The organism is Lysobacter sp. 05T417, assembly GCF_056396405.1.
This window is the reverse complement of the sequence record NZ_JBFTLK010000003.1, coordinates 79,550-98,891: the sequence shown is the minus strand read 5'-3', so window position 1 is coordinate 98,891 and position 19,342 is coordinate 79,550. Positions and strand designations below refer to the sequence as shown.

Sequence of the window (19,342 nt, the reverse complement as noted above, 5' to 3'; positions counted from 1 at the left end):
CGTTGGCGCGGGCATAACCCTTGAATCGAGCCACATGAGCGCAGCCCGCAAGTCCCCCCAGTCGTCGAGCCCCGCCCGCAAGTCCAATGTGTGGATCCGCCGCGGCATCGCCGCCGCCATCGTGCTCGCGCTGGCCGGAGGCGGATTCTGGTATTTCCGCCAGCGCGATGCCGAAGCCGCCACTGGCGCGTATCGCACTGCTCCGGTCGAACGCGGCGACATTCGCGTTGCCATTTCCTCGACCGGCACGCTCAGCGCCATTTCGACCGTCACCGTCGGCAGCCAGATTTCCGGCCAGGTGACCGACGTGCTGGTCGACTTCAACGACCCGGTCAAGCGCGGACAGGTCATCGCCCGCATCGACCCCAAGACCTACCAGGCGCAGATCGCGCAGGGCAACGCGCAGATCGCCAATGCCCGCGCCGCACTGTCGCAGGCGCAGGCGGCGCTGGTGAATGCCGAGCTCGACTACCGCCGCAAGGCCGACCTCGGCGCGCGCCAGCTGGTTGCGCGCAGCGACGTCGACCTGGCCCGCGCCGCGCTCGACCAGGCGCGTGCACAGGTCAACGCCGCGCAGGCTTCGATCCAGCAGCAGACCGCATCCACCGAAACGACCCAGGTCAACCTCGACCGCACGGTGATCCGTTCGCCGGTCGACGGCGTCGTGCTGACCCGCAGCATCGAACCGGGCCAGACCGTGGCGGCCAGCCTGCAGGCACCGGAACTGTTCAAGATCGCCGAGGACCTGGCGAAGATGAAGATCGAACTGGCGGTGGACGAAGCCGACATCGGCCAGGTCCGCACCGGCCAGGGTGTGTCGTTCACCGTCGATGCGTTCCCGGACCGGCAGTTCCGCGGCACCGTCGAGCAGGTCCGGTTGTCGGCGACGACCACGAACAATGTTGTCACCTATCCGGTCGTGGTGACGGTCGACAACAGCGACGGCACCTTGTTGCCGGGGCTGACCGTCAATGCCGAGATCGAAGTCAGCCGTCGCGACAACGTGCTGAAGGTCTCCAACGCCGCGCTGCGCTTCAAGCCGGCCGACGATGCGGGCAATGCCACGGCGGCCGCACCGCAGGCCAATCGCCAGGGCGGCGGCAGCGGCGTGATCGATGACCTGACCCGCACCGCATCCACGCTCAACCTGAGTGCCTCGCAGCAGGCGGCATTCGACGCTGCGATCACTGCCGTGCGCGAGCGCCAGGCAGCGCGGCAGGCGCAGGCGGCGCAGTCCGGCGGCGGCAATCGCCTGTTCGGCGGTGGCGGCGGTGGTCGCGGCCCCGGCGGCGGTGGACCGGGCGTGGTGGTGACGGGCGGCGCCGGCGGCGCGGGCAACCTGCAGGCGCAGATGCGCCAGCGCATGGCCGACCGCTTCCGCGAGGATTTCGCCGGGTTCCGCGGCAGCCTCGACGATGCGCAGAAGGCCAAGTGGGACGGCGCGCTGGCGGGCCTGCTCAATGCCAAGCGCGCGCCGCTTTACCGTCTCGCCGGCGGCAAGCCTGAGATGGTGATGGTGCGTATCGGCGCCAGCGACGGCAGCAGCACCGAAGTCTCCGGTGGTGGCCTCAAGCAGGGCGACCTGATCGTGACCGGCGAGCGTGCGCAGCAATGAGCGCGGTCGCCTCCTCACCGGCAGCGCAACCGGCGGTGATCCTCACGCGCGGATTGTGCAAGACCTATTCGGCGCACACCGAGGCAGAAGTGCTGGCCCTGCGTGATGTCGACATGCGCATCGACCGCGGCGAGTTCGTCGCGATCATGGGGCCGTCGGGGTCGGGCAAGTCGACGCTGATGAACCTGATCGGCTGCCTCGACACCCCCACCGCCGGCAGCTACCACTGCGATGGCGTCGACGTGTCGACGCTGGATGCCGAGGACCTGGCGGTCCTGCGCCGGGACAAGATTGGCTTTGTCTTCCAGGGCTTCAACCTGCTCCCGCGGATGAGCGCGCTGGAAAACGTGGCGATGCCGCTGGGCTACGCGCAGGTGCCGCCCCACGAACGGCTCGAGCGCGCCCGTGCCGCGCTGGTATCGGTGGGTTTGGGCGAACGCGTCGGCCATCGTCCCAGTGAGCTGTCCGGTGGCCAGCAGCAACGCGTGGCGATCGCCCGCGCGCTGATCAACCGGCCGCCGATCCTGCTCGCCGACGAACCCACCGGCGCGCTCGACAGCAAGACTGGCGAAGAGATCCTGGCGCTGTTCAAGCGCCTGCGCGACGACAACCACACCGTGGTGCTGATCACCCACGACGCTGAAGTCGCTGCGCACGCCGACCGCATCTACGTGATGCGCGACGGCGAGCTGCATGCGCAGGAGGACGGGGCATGAATTTCTCCGACATCCTGCGCACCGCGATCCATGCGCTGCGTGGCAACTGGATGCGCAGCGCCCTGACGTCGCTGGGCGTGATCATCGGAATAGCAGCTGTCATCGTGATGGTGTCGGTCGGGCAGGGCACCCAGGCCGAGATCGACAAGATGGTGTCGGGGCTGGGCTCGCAGCGCCTGGACATCAGCTCCGGCGCCGCTCGCGGCCCGGGTGGTGGTGGTGCGCGGCAGAGCTCGTCGAGCTTCTTCACCCTCAACGAGGGCGACGTCGAGGCGATCCGCAGCGAGATTCCGGAAGTGCAGTACGTCGCCGGCGCGCTGCGCGGCGGCACCCAGGTCGTGTACGCGGAGAACAATGCCTCGACCAGTTGGCAGGGCGTGCAACCGGACTTCTTCGACATCAACGCCTGGGTCATCGACAACGGCGAAGGTTTCGATGCGCAGGACTACACCAGCGCGGGCAAGGTGGTGATCCTCGGCGAGACGGTGCGACGCACGCTGTTCGGCGACGACCCGGGCGTGGGCCAGACCATTCGCCTGGGGCGCGTGCCGTTCACGGTGGTCGGCACGCTCAAGCCCAAGGGCCAGGGCGGCTTCGGCCAGGACCAGGACGACGTGGTGATGGTGCCGCTGCAGACCGCGCGCCGTCGCCTGATGGGCGCGATGGGCCTGCCGGCCGGTGCGGTCACGCAGATCGCGCTGACGGTGGCCGATGCCAAGGATCTCGGTTACGCGCAGGGCGAGGTGGAAGCGCTGCTGCGCCAGCGCCATCGCATCAAGCCGGGCGAGGATGACGACTTCAACGTGCGCAACATCTCCGAGATCGTGGCCACGCGGACGGCGACGACCCGATTGATGTCGCTGCTGCTCGGTGCGGTGGCGACGATTTCGCTGATCGTCGGCGGCATCGGCATCATGAACATCATGCTGGTGTCGGTGACCGAGCGCATCCGCGAGATCGGCCTGCGCATGGCGGTGGGTGCCGGTCCGTCGGACGTGCGTCGACAGTTCCTGGCCGAGGCGATGCTGATCTCGCTGATCGGCGGTGCGCTGGGCATCGCCATAGGCGTGGTCGGGGCGTTGCTGGTCGGAAAGTTCGGTTCGCTGCCGGTTGCATTGAACGGCCAGGTGATTGCGCTGGCGGCGAGCTTCTCGATCATGACCGGCTTGTTCTTCGGCTATTACCCGGCGCGCAAGGCATCGCAGCTGGATCCGATCGAGGCGTTGCGGCAGCAGTAGCGCCACGGCAAAAGCCCTCCGAAGCGAAGCACCTCCACGGGCGGCTCAGTGCGGCAGCTTGCTGGCCAGCAGGTCGACCCGGTCGATCTGCGGCGGCTGCGACAGCAGTTCGTCGGCGCGTTCCATCAGTGCCGCGGCGATCGGGCCGTCCAGGTGCGCCTGGCGGCCGGCCTCGGTGTCGAAGGTGTCATAGATCCCGAAACTGCTCGGTCCGAAGCGCAGGGCGAACCAGGTGCGCGTGCCCGGCTCGGCTTCGGCCAGCGGCAGGGCGCTGCGAAGGAACTGCTCGAGCTGTTCTTCCTTGCCGGGCTTGGCCTCCAACCGTGCCAGCAGAGCGCATCGGGACATTGCGTCTTCCTCCCATCGGGCGGGTCACTCAGGGTAGGGCCTGGCACGCTAATGGCACGCGAAAAACACGCTAGGCGGCCATGACGGGCTGCCGTTCAGAAAGGCCGGGGCAGGCGCTCGGGGCTTGTGGCAAAATCGGCCCCCTGCCGCGACCGCCGGTCGCGCCTTCACACCTATCCCAGACACCCGTCCATGCCGATCTTCGAGCAGTCCCAGCACTTGTGCGAGCCGCCGGAGTGCCGTCAGCGTGGCTGACGAATTCGGTCACATGCCGCGCGGTCCCGCGCGCGTTCTCAAGGCTGCGAAGTGGTCGATGCAGGGCCTGCGTGCGGCATGGCTGCACGAGTCTTCGTTCCGGCTCGAGGTGTACCTGTTCGTGGTCCTGGCGCCGCTGGGCTGGTGGCTGGGGCAGACCGCGGTGGAGCGCGTGCTGCTGGTCGGGTCGATGCTGCTGGTGCTGAGCATCGAGTTGCTCAATTCGGCGGTGGAGGCGGTGATCGAGCGTTACGGTCCCGAGTTCCACGAACTGGCCGGCCGGGCCAAGGACATGGGTTCGGCGGCGGTGTTCGTGCTGATGATGAACGTTGTGCTGACCTGGGGCGCGATCGTCGTGCCCCGCCTGTGGTGAACCCTGCGTTCGCCGCTCGCATCCATAGATAAGAACCCCAAAAGCCAAAGTGCAGGAAACCGCAAGTGATTGTTGAGCTGCTGACCGATCCGCAGGTGTGGATCACCCTCTTTACCTTGAGCGCCATCGAGATCGTGCTCGGTATCGACAACCTCGTCTTCATTTCGATCGCGGTCAGCAAGCTGCCGTACACGCAGCGCGAGAAGGCCCGCAAATTCGGTATCGCCGTGGCCTGCCTCACCCGTATCGGCTTGCTGCTGACGCTGGCGTGGCTGGCGGGTCTGACGTCGGACCTGTTCTCGATCTTCGGCCAGGGCATTTCGGTGCGCGATCTGGTGCTGATCCTGGGCGGCGCCTTCCTGCTGGTGAAGGGCTCGATGGAGATCCGGGACCTGGTGGTCGGCGAGGACGAGGCCGAGGACATCCACACCAAGCCGGTCGCGTCGTTCATGGGCGTCATCGCGCAGATCGCGGTGATCGACATCGTGTTTTCGCTGGACTCGGTCATCGCCGCGGTCGGCATGGCCAGCCACACCCCGGTCATGGTCGCGGCGATCCTGATTGCGGTGGGCGTGATGCTGCTGGCATCCCGGCCGCTGGGCAATTTCATCGACCACAATCCGACGATCAAGATGCTGGCGCTGGCCTTCATCGTGCTGGTCGGTGTGTACCTGATCGCCGACGGTTTCGAGCTGCACATCCCGAAGGGCTACATCTACGGTGCGATGGGCTTTTCGGCGCTGGTGGAGTGCCTGAACCTGTGGGCGAAGCGGCGCGCTCAGCGTCGCCTGCAGCCCGAGTAGGGGCCGAGGGGGCCGAGCGGGGGCCGTTATGCATTCGTTATCCCGCGGTCGGTTTGCATGCCGCCGCGGTAGATGCTGCAATGCCTGCCATCGTCACGGAAGGAGTCGCGCGTCATGACCCGCTTTGTTCAAGCGCTCGTTTTGGTCCTCATGGCCGTCGCGCTCAGCGGCTGCGGCTACAACACCATCCAGTCGAAAGACGAAGCGGTGAAGGCAGCCTGGTCGCAGGTGCTCAACGTCTACAAGCGCCGTGCCGATCTGGTGCCGAACCTGGTCGCGACAGTCCGCGGTTACGCCACCCACGAGCAGCAGGTGCTGACCCAGGTCACCGAGGCGCGTTCGAAGGTCGGCAGCATCAACGTCAACGCCAACGATCCGGCCTCGCTGGCGCAGTTCCAGCAGGCGCAGGGCGAGTTGCAGAGCGCGATCGGCCGCCTGCTGGTGGTCACCGAGAACTATCCGCAGCTCAAGGCCGACCAGAACTTCCTGCAGTTGCAGGCGCAGCTGGAAGGCACCGAGAACCGCATCACTGTCGAGCGCCAGCGTTACATCGGCACGGTGCAGGACTACAACACCTACATCCGCCAGTTCCCGACCAACCTCACCGCGATGATGTTCGGCTACAAGCCCAAGCCGAATTTCACGGTCGAGAACGAGGCGCAGATCCAGGAAGCGCCGAAGGTCGACTTCGGCCAGCCGGCGCAGCCTCAGCAACCCCAGCCGCAGCAGCCGGCGCCGCAACAGCAGCCGGCACCGGCCAACGGCTGAGCCGGGCGTGAGCCGTAGCGGAGCATTGCCGTGAACGCGCGGCGGTTGTGGTTTCAGGTCGCCCTGGTCGCGGCCGGGTTGCTGCTCGCCTGCGCCTCGTTGCAGGCGCAGCAGCTGGCGCCCATCCCGGCGATGACCTCGCCGGTGGTCGACACCACCGGCACGATCGACGCGACCACCCGCCAGCAGCTCGAGGCGCAGGCGTTGGCGTTGCAGCAACGCAAGGGCAGCCAACTGCAGGTGCTGATGGTGCCGACCACGGCCCCCGAGGACATCGCCCAGTACGCGGTGCGCGTGTTCGACGAGTGGAAGGTCGGGCGCAAGGGCGTCAATGACGGCATCCTGCTGGTGGTCGCCAAGGACGACCGCCGGGTCAAGATCGAAGTGGGGTACGGCCTGGAGGGTGCGATTCCCGATGCCACCTCCTCGCGGGTGATCCAGGAATACCTGGTGCCCAAGTTTCGCGCCGGCGATTACGCCGGTGGCATCGCCGACGCCAGCGGCGCGCTGGTCAAACTGATCGACGGCGAGCCGCTGCCGGCGCCGATGGCCGATCACGCTCCGGCGCGCGGCAACGGTGGCAGCGGCTGGTTGTTCGCGTTGTTCGTCGCCTTCATCGTCGCCCAGATCGCGCGCGGCATCGTCGGCCGCGCGCCGTCGCTGCTGCGCGGTGTGATCGGCGCCGGCGCTGCCGGCGGCATCGCCTGGTTGATCTCCTCGATGATGGTGGTCGGCGGCATCGGCGCCGCCATCGGCTTCTTCATGGGGCTGGCCAGCGTGCCGTCGGGACGCTTCGCGCGCGATCGCGGCCACGGCGGATTCGGCGGCTGGGGTGGCGGTGGCTTCGGTGGCGGTGGGGGCTTCGGCGGCGGTGGCGGCTGGGGCGGTGGCGGCGGCATGAGCGGAGGCGGTGGCGCCTCCGGGAGCTGGTGACCATGCGGCTGTTCAAGCACCTTTTTCCGCCTTCGGCCAAGCGCCTGTTTCCGGCCGCGAGCCTGCAGCGCATCGCCGAGGCGATCGCCGCCAGCGAGCTGCACCACACCGGCGAAATCTGCTTCGCGGTCGACCCGAGCCTGCATCCGCGCCAGGTGTTGTCCGGCGTGGAGGCGCGCGAGCAGGCCAGCGAGGTTTTCGCCCGCCTGCGGGTATGGGACACGCAGGCCAACAACGGCGTGCTGCTGTACCTGCTGCTCGCCGACCATCGCATCGAGATCGTTGCCGATCGCGGCTTCGAGGGCCGCGTCAGCGCCGAGCAGTGGCGCGGCGTGTGCCAGCTGATCGAGGAGCGGATGCGCAGCGGCGAGGCCGAGGCCGGCGTGCTGGCCGGCATCGACGCGCTGTCGGCGCTGCTGGTCGAGCATTTCCCGCGCGGCGAAGGCGTGCACGACAGCAACGAGCTGCCCGATCTGCCGTACATCCTCTAGCCGTTGCGGTCAGCCTGCCCGCCCAAGGCGGGCGGGGAGAGGGCACAATAGCCACCACGCCGTCCGGAGCCGAACCGCCGCATGACCGTCCTGCACCAGATCGATCCGATCGCATTCCATCTCGGCCCGCTCCAGGTGCACTGGTACGGAATCATGTACCTGCTGGGCTTCGGCGTTGCCTGGTGGCTCGGCCGCCGCCGTGTCCGCGCCGGTCGCCTCCCCGGCGTCAACGAACAGGCCTACGGCGACCTGCTGTTCTACGGGATGCTCGGTGTCGTCCTGGGCGGGCGACTGGGCTACGTCTTCTTCTATTCGTTCCCGGCATTGCTGCAGGATCCGTTGATGCTGCTGCGCATCTGGGAAGGCGGCATGAGCTTCCACGGTGGCCTGATCGGCGTGGTCGTGGCGGCCTGGTGGTGGTCGCGCCGGCATCGTCTGCACCTGTTCGACACGGTCGACTTCATCGCGCCGCTGGTTCCGCCGGGCCTGGGCTTCGGGCGCCTGGGCAACTACATCGGCGGCGAGTTGTGGGGCAAGTTCACCGAAGCCGGCTGGGGCGTGGTGTTCCCGCGCGCGCCGGAGTTCGACGGCTGGAGCCAGGAGCAGATCTACAGCCAGTTCGCCAGCGGCGCGCTGGATCGTTACGCGCGCCACCCCTCGCAGCTCTACCAGGCGCTGCTCGAAGGCCTGGTGATGTTCCTGGCGTTGTGGTGGTTCTCCAGCAAGCCGCGCCCGCGCTATGCGGTGTCGGGACTGTTCGCGCTGCTGTACGGCTGCTTCCGCTTCCTCGTCGAATTCGTGCGCGTGCCCGACCAGCAGATCGGCTACCTCGCCTTCGGCTGGCTGACGATGGGGCAGGTGCTGAGCCTGCCGCTGATCGCGCTGGGTCTGTTCTGGCTGTGGTGGTCGCGGCGTCAGCCGACGTTGCAGCCGCAGCCGCTGGCCGTTCCGCCGAGCGCGGGCTGAGCCACGGGAGTTGATGCAATGAAGCAATACCTCGACCTGCTGCGTCACGTCCTGGAAAGCGGCAGCGACAAAGCCGACCGCACCGGTACCGGCACGCGCAGCGTGTTCGGCTGGCAGATGCGCTTCGACCTCGCCGAAGGCTTCCCGCTGGTCACCACCAAGAAGCTGCACCTGCGCTCGATCGTGCACGAGCTGCTGTGGTTCCTGCAGGGCGAAACCAACACCGCCTACCTCAAGGACAACAAGGTCAGCATCTGGGACGAGTGGGCCGACGCCGATGGCGAGCTCGGCCCGGTCTATGGCAAGCAGTGGCGGCGCTGGGCCGGCGCGGACGGCATCGAGATCGACCAGATCCGCTGGGTGGTCGATGAGATCAAACGCAATCCCGATTCGCGCCGGCTGATCGTGTCGGCGTGGAATGTCGCCGACCTGCCGCGCATGGCGTTGATGCCGTGCCACACGATGTTCCAGTTCTACGTCGCCAACGGAAAGCTCAGCTGCCAGCTGTACCAGCGCAGCGGCGACATCTTCCTCGGCGTGCCGTTCAACATCGCCAGCTATGCGCTGCTGACGCACATGGTCGCCCAGGTCTGCGGCCTGGGCGTGGGCGATTTCGTGCATACGCTTGGCGATGCGCACCTGTACTCGAACCACTTCGAGCAGGCGCGCGAACAGTTGTCGCGCACACCGCGCGCGTTGCCGACGCTGCGGCTCAATCCGGACGTGCGAGACATCTTCGGCTTCACGTACGACGACATCGCCATCGAGCACTACGACCCGCTGCCGGCGATCAAGGCGCCGGTCGCGGTCTGACCCGATGCAGCCGGTACAGCTCGAACTGGTCCTCATTGCGGCGCTTGACCGCAACCGTGCCATCGGTCGTGACAACGACCTGCCTTGGCGCCTGCCCGACGACCTCAAGCGTTTCAAGGCGCTGACGCTGGGCAAGCCGGTGCTGATGGGGCGCAAGACCGCGCAGTCGCTCGGGCGCGCGCTGCCCGGCCGGCTCAACCTGGTGCTGACACGCTCGGGACAGGTGCCGTTCGACGGCATGCAGGCGGTTGCGTCGCTGGACGATGCCATGCGCGTTGCGGCAGCAGCCGGCGCGACTTCGCTGTGCGTGATCGGCGGCGGCGAGGTCTATGCGCAGTGCCTGCCGATGGCCACGCAATTGCATCTGACCCATGTCGACACGGTGGTCGATGGCGCCGACGCATTCTTCCCGATCTTTGATGCGGGGCATTGGCGCGCTGTAGGCCGCGAACGGCACGAGGCTGACGCGAAGCACGCCTTTGCGTTCGAATTCGTCGACTACCTGCGCGCCTAGTCCTGGTCGGTTTCCACTGGCGGCGGTGCGGCTGCGGTTTCGTTCTGGCGCTGCCGGCCTTGCCCCTGGCCACCCTGGCCACCTTGGCCGCCCTGGCCTCGCGCCTGACCCTGGCGCGGCTGTCCGCCCTGCGGCTGCCGCTGCTGGCGCTGACGGTTGCGGTCGTCGGCGTGGTACGGCGGCCGCGGACGCGGCGGCGTGGCCGGCACGTCGCGCCCGGCGACCTGGACGATCCGCAGTTCATCGGTATCCAGCTGCAGTGCAGTGAGCTTGCCGCCCCACACCGCGCCCGAATCGATGGCATGGACGCCGTGGCCGATGAACAGTCCCAAGGTGGACCAGTGGCCGCAGACGATCTTGAGGTCGCGTTCGACGCGGCCGGGCACTTCGTACCAGGGGTACAGGCCAGCCGGCTGGGTGCCGGGGCTGCCCTTGTCCTCGAACGAGATGCGGCCGCGCGGCGTGCAGTAACGCAGGCGCGTGAAGATGTTGATGATCGCGCGCTGGCGTTCCAGGCCGGCCAGCTTGGGGTGCCAGGCCGGCTTGTCGCCGTACATGTTCTTGAGCAGCCGGCGGAACTGGTCGCTGTGCAGGCGCTCCTCGATCTCGCGCGCGAAGCGCTCGGCCATCTGGGTCGACCACTGCGGCGCCAGCGCGGCATGGACCATCATCCAGCCCAGCTTGCGATCGACGTGGGCCAGCTTCTGCATGCGCAGCCAGGTCAGCAGTTCGTCGCGGTCTTCGGCCAGGACGATGCGCTGCAGGTCCTGGTTGACCTTGCGCTGCTCGTCCTCGCGCCGCTCGCCAATGGCCAGCAGCGACAGGTCGTGGTTGCCCAGGACGACCACGCTGTTGGCGCGCAGCGAGTGCACCAGCCGCAGCGTTTCCAGCGACTGGCCGCCGCGGTTGACCAGGTCGCCGCAGAACCACAGCTGGTCGCGCGCCGGGTCGAAGGCAATCCGTTCCAGCAGGCGCTGGGTCGCGTCGTAACAGCCTTGGAGATCGCCGATGGCCCAGGTGGTCATGTGTTCAGGGGCCCGGTCAGTGCAAGGTTCGCGGCACGGACAGACTGAACGCCGGAATCGGCGCATCGAACTGCGTGCCATCGTCGGCGAGCATGTGATAGCTGCCTTCCATCATGCCGTGGCTGGTTTCCAGCACGGCGCCGGAGGTGTATTCGAAGTCTTCGCCGGGACGCAGGTACGGCTGCTCGCCGACCACGCCTTCGCCCTCTACTTCCTGGATCTTGCCGTTGCTGTCGGTGATCAACCAGCGGCGGCTGAGCAGGCGTGCCGGCACGCGGCCGCGGTTGTGGATGCTGATGGTATAGGCAAAGACGTAGCGGTCCTGCCCAGGCTCGGACTGGTCGTCGAGGTAACGGGTGGCGACGGAGACGTCGACGGCGTAGTCAATACTGCGTTCCATGCCGACAGTGTAGGGCGACCGGTCGAAAATTGGTCAACGTTGTGTATGCAAACAGTGGGAATCGACCTCTATTCGCTGTTCCCGCGCGTCATTCCCGCTTCAGGGAATTGGCCAGGCGGACGAAATCCGCCACTTCGATCTGCTCGGCACGCGCGTCCGGGCGCACGCCGGCGGCCTCGATCGCGGCCGCATCGCAGAGCTTGGACAGGGCATTGCGCAGCGTCTTGCGGCGTTGCCCGAACGCATCGCGCACGACGGCAGAGAACATCGCCGGATCGGCTATGCCGATCGTTTCCGGTGCGCGAGGCACCAGTCGCACCACCGCCGAATCGACCTTCGGCGGCGGCTTGAACGCGCCCGGCGGGACGTCGAACAGCGCGGTGACCTGGCAGTAGGCCTGCAGCATCACGCCCAGGCGCCCGTAGACCTTGCTGCCAGGGCCGGCAGCCATGCGATCGACGACTTCCTTTTGCAGCATGAAGACCATGTCGCTGATCGCCGCGGCATGTTCGAGTGCGTGGAACAGGATCGGCGAGGACAGGTTGTAGGGCAGGTTGCCGACCAGGCGGATCTTGCCGTCACCGGCGTGGCCTTCGCCGGAGGCGCTGTTGCGCGCGATGACGCTGAAGTCGACCGACAGCACGTCGCGATGGATCACTTCCAGCGTGCCGTGCGCACGCGCGGCCTCGGTCAGCGGGAAGATCAGGTCGCGATCGAACTCGATGACGGTCAGTTCGCCATGGCGATCGAGCAGCGGAAAGGTGATCGCACCCTGGCCCGGGCCGATCTCGACGAGACGGTCGCCAGGCTTGGGATCGACGGCCTGCACGATCATGTCGATGATCCTGCGGTCATGCAGGAAGTGCTGGCCAAGGTGTTTCTTTGCCGGCTCGGTGAAGTTGCGCGTGCTCATGCGGGCATGCTCGTAGCAAAGTGGCTCGTGCCCCGCCGGATGCGGGCGATGCGGGCGCAGGTGTCGGCGGCTGCGAACAGGCTCGACGGGTCGGCCACGCCCTGGCCGGCCAGCTCCAGGGCGGTGCCATGGTCGACCGCGACGCGCGGGTAGGGCAGGCCCAGGGTCAGGTTCACCGCCTGCTCAAAACCGCTGTATTTCAGCACCGGCAGGCCCTGGTCGTGGTACATGGCCACCACTGCGTCGAAGCCCTTGAGTTTGCCGGGCAGGAAGGCGGTGTCGGCCGGAAGCGGCCCGACCAGACGCAGTCCTTGATCGCGCAGGGCGGCCAGCGCCGGCTCGATGACGTCCAGCTCCTCGCGGCCGAGGTGGCCGCCTTCGCCGGCATGCGGGTTGAGGCCCAGCACCGCGATCACCGGCTCGGCGATGCCGAAGTCGTCGCGCAGCGCCGCGTGGGTGGTCAGCAGCGTCCGCGCCAGCGACGGTGCGTCGATGGCGTCGGCGACCGCGCGCAGCGGCAGGTGGGTCGTGACCAGGGCCACGCGGACGATGTCGTTGGCGAGCATCATCACCACCTCGCGGCCGGCGTGGCCGGCGAGCAGCTCGGTGGTGCCGCTGTAGGCGATGCCGCCTTCATTGATCACCGCCTTGTGCACCGGGCCGGTGACAACGCCCTCGAAGCGGCCGTCCAGGCAGCCTGCGGCGGCCTGCAGCAGGGCGTCGATCACCGCCCGGGCGTTGCCCGGCTCGGGGCTGCCGAAAGCCGGCACGGTGGCATTGGGGATGTCGACCAGGGCCAGCGTCCCGGCCTCGAACGCCGGCTGGTCAGGCGCAAGCAGGCGCAGCGGCAGGCCAAGGGCCGTCGCGGCGGCCTGCAGGCTGCGCGCGTCGGCGAAGGCGGTCAGGGAGTAATCGCGTGGGCGCTGGGCCAGGCGCACGCACAGTTCGGGCCCCACACCCGCCGGCTCGCCCGGCACCAGCGCGAGCCGAACAGGGTTCATCCAGGCGTGCTCAGCCGCCGCTGGTGGCGGGCGTGGCAGGCGTGGCGGGCGCTGCGGCCGGCTCGGCGGCCTTGCCGACGCGGACGTCGACGAAGGCTTCGCCACGCAGCTCGCGCAGGAAGCGGTTCCACTCGTCCTCGAGCTTGCGGCGGCCGATGGTCTCCTGGACCTGGGCGCGGCGGTTGCGGTCGCCGACGTCGGACTGGCGGGTGCCTTCGAGCTTGACCACGTGCCAGCCGGCCTGGGTGCGGATCGGTGCGGACACCTGGCCCGGCTGCAGCGCGGCGATGGCGGCGCCAAAGTCAGGACCGAATTCGTCGCGGGTGAACCAGCCCAGGTCGCCGCCCTTGCCCTTGGAGCTGGCGTCGTCGGAGTTTTCCTGCGCCAGCACCGCGAAATCGGCGCCACCGGCCAGGCGGGCCTGCAGCGTGGTCGCCTTGGCCTTGGCCTTGGCGTCGTCGGTGGTGTCGTCGACGCGGACCAGGATGTGGCGCGCCTGGTACTGGGTGACCATGGCCGGCGCCGCCTGCGAGGCGTCACGGGTCTCGACCAGCTTGACCAGCTGGAAACCGCTGGGGCCGCGGATCGGCGCGGTGACGTCGCCGACGTTCATGTTGCGCATCAGCGTGGCGAACGCCTGCGGAATCTCGTCGACACTGCGCCAGCCCAGGTCGCCGCCTTCCAGCGCGTTGGGGCTGTCGGAATAGCGCACCGCTGCCGCTGCGAAGTCCATCTCGCCCTTGTCGATCAGGGCCTTTACGCCCTCGATCTTCTTCTGCGCGACGGCGATCTGCTCGGCGGTGGCGCCTTCCGGCAACTGCACCAGGATGTGGGCGAGGTGGAACTGGCTGCCGCTGTTGGCCTGTGCGGCCATGGCGGAGTCGATCTCGGCGTCGCTGACCGTCACCCGGCTCTGCGCGAAGCGCTGGCGCAGGCGCTGGATCAGCAGTTCATCGCGGATCGAGCTGCGGAAATCGTTGTAGTTGGTGCCTTCGCGCGCCAGCTGCTGGCGCAGCTGCTCCGGGCTGACCCGGTTCTGCTGGGCGATGCCGGCGATGGCCTGGTCGACTTCCTGGTCGGTGACGCGCACGCCGGTGCTCTGGGCGCGGGCGACCTGCAGCTTGACCAGGACCAGGCGCTCGAGCACCTGGCGCTCAAGCACGTCGCGCGGCGGCAGCTGGTTCTCGCGGCCGGCGTACTGGCCGAGGATGTTGTTGACGGCGCGGTCGAGCTCGGTCTTGAGGACCACGTCCTCGTCGACCACCGCAGCGATGCCATCGATGGGCTGGACCGAGCTGGACGGCTGCGAGTCGGGCAGCTGCGAGGACTGGGCCAGTGCGGTCGCCAGCGGCAGGGTGCCGGAGAGCACCGCGACGGCAAGGGCGGACGCGAATAGTTTCTTCATAGGGTCGGGTCGGGAGTGGGTTCGACTTGGCCGCCGCCGTTGTTCAGGCGCTCCGCGGAGCTGGGCGGCACGAGATAGAGGTCATCGCGGTTGTACCCGAGGATACCACGGCGCAGGGAGCGCTCTACGTTCTGCCCGGCCGAGCCCAGGCCCTTGAGTTCAAACTCGAACATGATGCGGGTATCCAGTTCGCCATCGCGATTGCGGAGGTAGCGGCGGGCCACCAGGCGGGCGGCCAGGCAGCAGCTTTCCCATTGGACACCGGCGATCGTCTCCAGTTCCTTCTTGTCGAGGATGGAGTAGTAGTAGCGACCGACCACGCTCCAGGTGCGGTTGATCGGGTACAGGAACGAGAAGTCGGCCTGTTCCAGCAGGTCCTGGTTTTCCGGCGGGTCGATGCCCGGGCGGAAGCTGGCGTTGCGGCGGTAGCGGTAACCGAGGTTGACCACGCCGTTGTTGTCGAAGATGTACCGCGCCCGGAAGCTGGTCATGTCCTCGGCGCGGTACTTGGGGTTCCACATGTAGGTGCCCGAAAGCGTCCAGCGGTCGCTCGGGCTGACGCTGGCGTCGGCGATCCAGGCCGACTTGCCCTGCTCGATCGGCGTCTCGTTGGGCAGGGTGACCAGGCTGTCGTCGAAGTAGAAGATCTGGCCGATGCTGGCGGCCAGGCGCTCCTTGCCGTCGTCCTCGCTGATCAGGCGCGTGGTCAGGGCGGCGGTCAGCTGGTTGGCGTCGGCCTGACGGTCGGCGCCGGTGTAACGGTTGTCGCGGAACAGCTGGCCCCAGCTGAAGGTGGTCGCGCCGGTGTCGTAGATCGGCAGGCCGTCCTGGTCGCGGTTGGGCACGTTCAGGTAGTAGATCCGCGGTTCCAGGGTGTTGAGGAAGGCGTCGCCGCGGACGGTGGTGTTGCGGTCGAAGTACAGGCCGGCGTCGACCGAGGTGATCGGCAGGCTGCGCGATTGCGAGTTGTCGCGGAACTGCTGGGCCAGCTCCTCTGGCGTGAGCGTGCTGCCATAGCGCGCGATGAATTCGTTGGCGCGCTCAATCGCGCTGCCGTCGTTCTGGTAGGCGGTGTAGCGCCAGGCCAGTTTGGGCCGGATGAACCAGCTGGCGCCTTCCAGCGGCACGGCGATGTAGGGCTTCACGTCGATGCGCGAGCCGCCGAGGAACTCGGTGTGCTGGAAGCGCACGGCCTCGGCGTCCACGCCGGCCTGCAGCCAGCTGCCGAAGAACGGCTGGCCCCAGTGGCCGTAGGCGCGCGGCAGCCGGTCGAAGGCCAGGCTGGAATCGGTCAGGGTGTAGTCGGCCAGCTGGTAGTGGTCGGCCATCAGGCTGGCCTCCCAGTGCTGGCCGCGACCGTACAGGCCGGCGTCGCTGCGGATCGAGTAGTTCGAGATGCCGTACAGGCTGCTGCTGAAGTCCTCGAAGTAGTGGGTGTCGCTGACCCAGCCGAGGTTGGTGTTGGCGTACCAGTTGCCGTTGAGATTGTGCGTGGCCGTCATCGCGAACTGGCCGCGATTGTCCTCGGGCAGGGTCGCGCCGGGGATGTGATTGCCGTTGAGATCGTTGAGGTAGCGGTCCGGTTCGTTGCCCGGCAGATCGTCCTTCGGCATCCAGTTGCCGTAGACCTCGCCCTTGCCCTTGGGGTACAGCCAGCGGAACTCGGCGCCGAGCAGGCTGCCGCGATCGCTCATGTAGCGCGGATAGAGTGTTGCGTCGTAGTTGGGCGCGAGGTTGAGGTAGATCGGCTGTTTCCAGTCGAAACCGTTGCGACCCGACAGCGAGATCTGCGGATAGAGCAGGCCGGTGCGGCGGCGCTCGTCGACCGGGAACATGAACCACGGCACGTACATCACCGGCACCTTGCCGATGCGGATGGTGGCGTTGCGCGCCACGCCCATGCCTTCGGCGGTGTCGATGTCGATGCGGTGGGCGCGCAGTTCCCAGGCGCGCTCGCCGGGGGGGCAGGTCGAATAGGTCGATTCGACCATGCTGCCCTTGGCGCCATCGAGATCGATGCGCTCGGCGCCGCCGTTGCCGCGGCGCTGGGTCAGCTGGTACTGCACGTCCTCGATGCGGTGCTTGTCGGCGTTCTGGTCGCCTTCGGCACGGGCCGCGGTGACGCGCATGCCCGAGTCCTGGTAGCGGACGTTGCCGATCGCGCTGTACTTGCCTGTCTCGGCGTTGTAGCTGAGCTTGTCCGTGCCGAGGAACTGGTCGCCGCGATTGAGCTTGACGTTGTCCTGGACGACGATGTCCTGGTCGTTGGCCGAGCGCTCGAGCTGGCCGCCGTCGATGTCGGTGGGTTCCTGCCCGCGCGTGGCCAGGTCACCCACCGGAGCAGGCGCATCGTCGAAAGACGGCACCGCGTCGACGATCGGACACAGGCCCCAATCCTCCTCGTCGCCGTCGGCGGCGTGCGCGGGCAGGGCCAGCGCGATGCACAGCGACAACGGGAGCAGGCGTAGGGATTGGCGCACTCGGGATCCGTATCGTGGCGTGGGGAAACGGGCCGCTAGCTTGCCGTATCCACCGCAAGCGGGCAACGCGCGCATCATCATGCTCACAAGCCTGTTCATTTCCGCGTCAAGACGGCGTGGGTCCCACCAGCCCCCTGGCGGGGAGTCAGGGCTGGGCGTCCAGCAGTGCCCCGACGTGGGCGATGCTGCACTCGCGCAACGCCGACAGGTCGTAGCCACCTTCCAGCATCGACACGATCCGGCCGTTGCCATGGCGGTTGGCCACGGCCACCAGCTGCCGCGTGAGCCAGGTGTAGTCGTCGGTTTCCAGTTCCAGTTGCGCCAGCGGGTCGCGCTTGTGCCCGTCGAATCCGGCCGAGACGAACAGCAGCTGCGGGCGGAACGATTCCAGTGCCGGCAGCAGCCGCTCCTGCCAGGCGCGGCGGAACGCATCGCTGCCGCACGCCGGCGGCAACGGCGCGTTGACGATGTTGCCCACGCCGCGTTCGTTGGCGTAGCCGGTGTCGGGATACAGCGGCATCTGGTGCGAGCTGAGGTACATCACGCGCGGATCGGTATCGAAGATCGCCTGCGTGCCGTTGCCGTGGTGCACGTCGAAATCGACCACCGCCACGCGCGTCAACCCGTGCTTCTCGCAGGCATGCGCGGCGGCGACGGCGATGTTGTTGAACAGGCAAAAGCCCATCGCCACCGTCGCGGTGGCGTGATGGCCGGGCGGGCGCACCGCGCAGAACACGCGCCGCGCGTCGCCATGCATCACCGCATCGACGGCAGCGATGCCGGCGCCGGCGGCTCGCAGTGCAGCTTCAGCTGAGCCCGGTCCAAGCACGGTGTCCGGATCCAGCGCCATCGGCGCGTCGACCACGGTGTCCAGCACCAGTGCCAGCAAAGCGTCATCGTGCACGCGCAGCAGTTGCCCGCGGCTCGCGCGCGGTGCCTCGTGCCAGTCGAGTGAGGTGAAGTTCTCGCGCAGCGCCTCGATCACCGCGACCAGGCGCAAGGGCCGCTCGGCGTGGCCGGGGCCGGGGTCGTGACGGGTGCAGGCCGGATGGCTGTAGACGCGCATGTCAGCCGCTCCGCCGCTGCGTGCTCAGGCCTTGCGGCGCTCGTGGTTCCACAGCACTTCGCCGTGGCCACTGGCGCGCGCCAGCACGCGCGCCAGCACGAACAGCAGGTCGGACAGGCGGTTGAGATAACGCACCGCTTCGGCACGCACCGGTTCCAGCCGCGACAGGGCCACGGTTTCGCGCTCGGCGCGGCGCACCACGGTGCGCGCGATGTGGCAGCGCGCCGCCGCTTCGCCACCGCCGGGCAGGATGAAATCCTTCAGCGGCGGCAACGGTTCGTTGAAGGCATCGAGCTGCTGCTCGAGGCGGTCGATGTCGTTGTCGAAGATGGCGGCGTGGCCGGGAATGCACAGCTCGCCGCCGAGGTCGAACATCTGGTGCTGGACCGTGGTCAACAGGGTGCGGATGTCGTCGGGGACGTCCGTGGCCAGCACCAGGCCGATGCAGGAGTTGGCCTCGTCCACCGTGCCGTAGGCCGCCACGCGGGCCGAATCCTTGGCGACGCGGCTGCCGTCGCCCAGGCCGGTCGTGCCGTCGTCGCCGGTACGCGTGTAGATCTTGCTGAGGCGGTTGCCCACTGTGCCAGCGGTCCGGGGGTCAGACCGTCTGCATGCGCAGCGCCGGCACGCGGCTGCGCAGCAGGGCGAAACCACCGAACAGCAGCGCCGCGTAGAACAGCGTGCCCAGCACGGTCCACTGGAAGAACGGGATGCCGGCGACGAAGGCCGCGCCGAGACCGCCTGCCGTCATCGGATAGGTCGGGGTCACCTGGAACGCCCACGAGGCGAAATTGGTGACGACGAAGAACAGCACCGAGCCGACCAGCGAATAGCCGAGCACGCGCGAGCCGTTGACGCGGCCACGCAGGTTCAGGCCCAGTGCCGTGATCAGGGCCACGCACAGATACACCACCCAGATGCCGGCGCTGCCGAACCAGGTCGAGTACAGGCCGCCATTGATCGCCGCCAGGGCGATGTCGGAAACGAACATGCCAACCAGCGGCACAATGAAAGCCCAGCGCCTGGACGCGAAGTAGGCGCCGCCGAACAGCGCCATGGCCTCGACCGGCGAGAAGTTCGGCGGGTGCGGCAGCAGGCGGGTGAGTGCGGCGACCACGATCATGCCGGCGAGCACCAGCGGGCCGGGGGCGAAGACTTTGTCCAGGGCGGACTTCTCGGAGGCAGGACGATTCATCGTGGTCGATTCTTGGGAAGGTAA

General features: G+C 67.9%; 21 protein-coding genes. 11 read left to right on the top strand and 10 right to left on the bottom strand.

Annotated elements, in window-relative coordinates:
- The first annotated feature begins 34 nt into the window (after positions 1 to 34).
- Genes AC1DER_RS06425 through AC1DER_RS06415 form a run of 3 tightly spaced genes read left to right on the top strand, consistent with a single transcriptional unit; the run spans position 35 to position 3,569 of the window.
- Positions 35 to 1,615 (top strand): efflux RND transporter periplasmic adaptor subunit, encoded by a 1,581-nt coding sequence (locus tag AC1DER_RS06425; RefSeq protein WP_477357773.1) that lies wholly within the window; start codon positions 35 to 37, stop codon positions 1,613 to 1,615.
- On the top strand, positions 1,612 to 2,331 hold the full coding sequence (locus AC1DER_RS06420) for an ABC transporter ATP-binding protein (protein ID WP_477248011.1): 720 nt from the start codon (positions 1,612 to 1,614) through the stop codon (positions 2,329 to 2,331). The genes AC1DER_RS06425 and AC1DER_RS06420 overlap by 4 nt, the downstream gene beginning before the upstream one ends.
- Positions 2,328 to 3,569 (top strand): ABC transporter permease, encoded by a 1,242-nt coding sequence (locus AC1DER_RS06415; RefSeq protein WP_441817608.1) that lies wholly within the window; start codon positions 2,328 to 2,330, stop codon positions 3,567 to 3,569. The genes AC1DER_RS06420 and AC1DER_RS06415 overlap by 4 nt, the downstream gene beginning before the upstream one ends.
- A 45-nt stretch (positions 3,570 to 3,614) precedes the next feature.
- On the opposite strand, the gene AC1DER_RS06410 is transcribed toward AC1DER_RS06415, so the two are convergent.
- Positions 3,615 to 3,917 (bottom strand): putative quinol monooxygenase, encoded by a 303-nt coding sequence (locus AC1DER_RS06410; RefSeq protein ID WP_441817607.1) that lies wholly within the window; start codon positions 3,915 to 3,917, stop codon positions 3,615 to 3,617.
- A 247-nt stretch (positions 3,918 to 4,164) separates the two neighbouring features.
- On the opposite strand from AC1DER_RS06410, the gene AC1DER_RS06405 reads away from it, so the two are divergent.
- The 8 genes from AC1DER_RS06405 to AC1DER_RS06370 all read left to right on the top strand — a co-directional run bounded on the left by AC1DER_RS06405 (position 4,165) and on the right by AC1DER_RS06370 (position 9,833).
- Entirely contained in the window at positions 4,165 to 4,545 is a 381-nt protein-coding gene (locus AC1DER_RS06405; protein ID WP_477248013.1) for a diacylglycerol kinase, read from the top strand.
- A gap of 65 nt (positions 4,546 to 4,610) precedes the next feature.
- Entirely contained in the window at positions 4,611 to 5,348 is a 738-nt protein-coding gene (locus tag AC1DER_RS06400) for a TerC family protein (protein ID WP_477248015.1), read from the top strand.
- Positions 5,349 to 5,462: 114 nt separating this feature from the next.
- On the top strand, positions 5,463 to 6,116 hold the full coding sequence (locus AC1DER_RS06395) for a LemA family protein (RefSeq protein WP_441817604.1): 654 nt from the start codon (positions 5,463 to 5,465) through the stop codon (positions 6,114 to 6,116).
- Positions 6,117 to 6,161: 45 nt separating this feature from the next.
- Positions 6,162 to 7,049: a TPM domain-containing protein gene (locus AC1DER_RS06390; protein WP_477248038.1), complete on the top strand. Its 888-nt coding sequence runs from the start codon at positions 6,162 to 6,164 to the stop codon at positions 7,047 to 7,049.
- 2 nt (positions 7,050 to 7,051) lie between these two features.
- Complete coding sequence (locus AC1DER_RS06385) at positions 7,052 to 7,540, top strand: TPM domain-containing protein (protein WP_441817603.1); 489 nt, start codon at positions 7,052 to 7,054, stop codon at positions 7,538 to 7,540.
- A gap of 81 nt (positions 7,541 to 7,621) precedes the next feature.
- The gene (lgt, locus tag AC1DER_RS06380) at positions 7,622 to 8,506 is read left to right on the top strand and encodes a prolipoprotein diacylglyceryl transferase (protein WP_441817602.1); all 885 of its coding nucleotides are present in this window, start codon (positions 7,622 to 7,624) and stop codon (positions 8,504 to 8,506) included.
- Between the two features lie 18 nt (positions 8,507 to 8,524).
- Complete coding sequence (locus AC1DER_RS06375) at positions 8,525 to 9,319, top strand: thymidylate synthase (RefSeq protein ID WP_441817601.1); 795 nt, start codon at positions 8,525 to 8,527, stop codon at positions 9,317 to 9,319.
- Positions 9,320 to 9,323: 4 nt separating this feature from the next.
- Complete coding sequence (locus tag AC1DER_RS06370; protein ID WP_477248020.1) at positions 9,324 to 9,833, top strand: dihydrofolate reductase; 510 nt, start codon at positions 9,324 to 9,326, stop codon at positions 9,831 to 9,833.
- On the opposite strand, the gene AC1DER_RS06365 is transcribed toward AC1DER_RS06370, so the two are convergent.
- The 9 genes from AC1DER_RS06365 to AC1DER_RS06325 all read right to left on the bottom strand — a co-directional run bounded on the left by AC1DER_RS06365 (position 9,830) and on the right by AC1DER_RS06325 (position 19,318).
- Entirely contained in the window at positions 9,830 to 10,858 is a 1,029-nt protein-coding gene (locus tag AC1DER_RS06365; RefSeq protein ID WP_477248022.1) for a symmetrical bis(5'-nucleosyl)-tetraphosphatase, read from the bottom strand. The two genes, AC1DER_RS06370 and AC1DER_RS06365, sit on opposite strands and share 4 nt — an antisense overlap.
- 16 nt (positions 10,859 to 10,874) lie before the next feature.
- On the bottom strand, positions 10,875 to 11,258 hold the full coding sequence (gene apaG, locus AC1DER_RS06360) for a Co2+/Mg2+ efflux protein ApaG (RefSeq protein ID WP_441817598.1): 384 nt from the start codon (positions 11,256 to 11,258) through the stop codon (positions 10,875 to 10,877).
- An 88-nt stretch (positions 11,259 to 11,346) separates the two neighbouring features.
- The gene (gene rsmA / locus AC1DER_RS06355) at positions 11,347 to 12,171 is read right to left on the bottom strand and encodes a 16S rRNA (adenine(1518)-N(6)/adenine(1519)-N(6))-dimethyltransferase RsmA (protein WP_477248024.1); all 825 of its coding nucleotides are present in this window, start codon (positions 12,169 to 12,171) and stop codon (positions 11,347 to 11,349) included.
- Positions 12,168 to 13,172, bottom strand: coding sequence for a 4-hydroxythreonine-4-phosphate dehydrogenase PdxA (gene pdxA / locus AC1DER_RS06350; RefSeq protein ID WP_477248026.1), 1,005 nt, complete (start codon positions 13,170 to 13,172; stop codon positions 12,168 to 12,170). The genes rsmA and pdxA overlap by 4 nt, the downstream gene beginning before the upstream one ends.
- A 10-nt stretch (positions 13,173 to 13,182) precedes the next feature.
- Entirely contained in the window at positions 13,183 to 14,577 is a 1,395-nt protein-coding gene (locus AC1DER_RS06345; RefSeq protein WP_477248028.1) for a peptidylprolyl isomerase, read from the bottom strand.
- Positions 14,574 to 17,057 (bottom strand): LPS assembly protein LptD, encoded by a 2,484-nt coding sequence (gene lptD, locus AC1DER_RS06340; protein WP_477357769.1) that lies wholly within the window; start codon positions 17,055 to 17,057, stop codon positions 14,574 to 14,576. The genes AC1DER_RS06345 and lptD overlap by 4 nt, the downstream gene beginning before the upstream one ends.
- A 145-nt stretch (positions 17,058 to 17,202) precedes the next feature.
- A complete protein-coding gene (locus AC1DER_RS06335) occupies positions 17,203 to 18,123 on the bottom strand; it encodes a histone deacetylase family protein (protein WP_477248032.1) in 921 nt (306 codons plus the stop codon).
- Positions 18,124 to 18,147: 24 nt separating this feature from the next.
- On the bottom strand, positions 18,148 to 18,702 hold the full coding sequence (locus tag AC1DER_RS06330) for a cob(I)yrinic acid a,c-diamide adenosyltransferase (protein ID WP_441817592.1): 555 nt from the start codon (positions 18,700 to 18,702) through the stop codon (positions 18,148 to 18,150).
- A gap of 19 nt (positions 18,703 to 18,721) precedes the next feature.
- Positions 18,722 to 19,318, bottom strand: a complete 597-nt coding sequence (locus AC1DER_RS06325; protein WP_441817591.1) for a DUF6580 family putative transport protein — start codon at positions 19,316 to 19,318, stop codon at positions 18,722 to 18,724.
- Between the last annotated feature and the right edge of the window lie 24 nt (positions 19,319 to 19,342).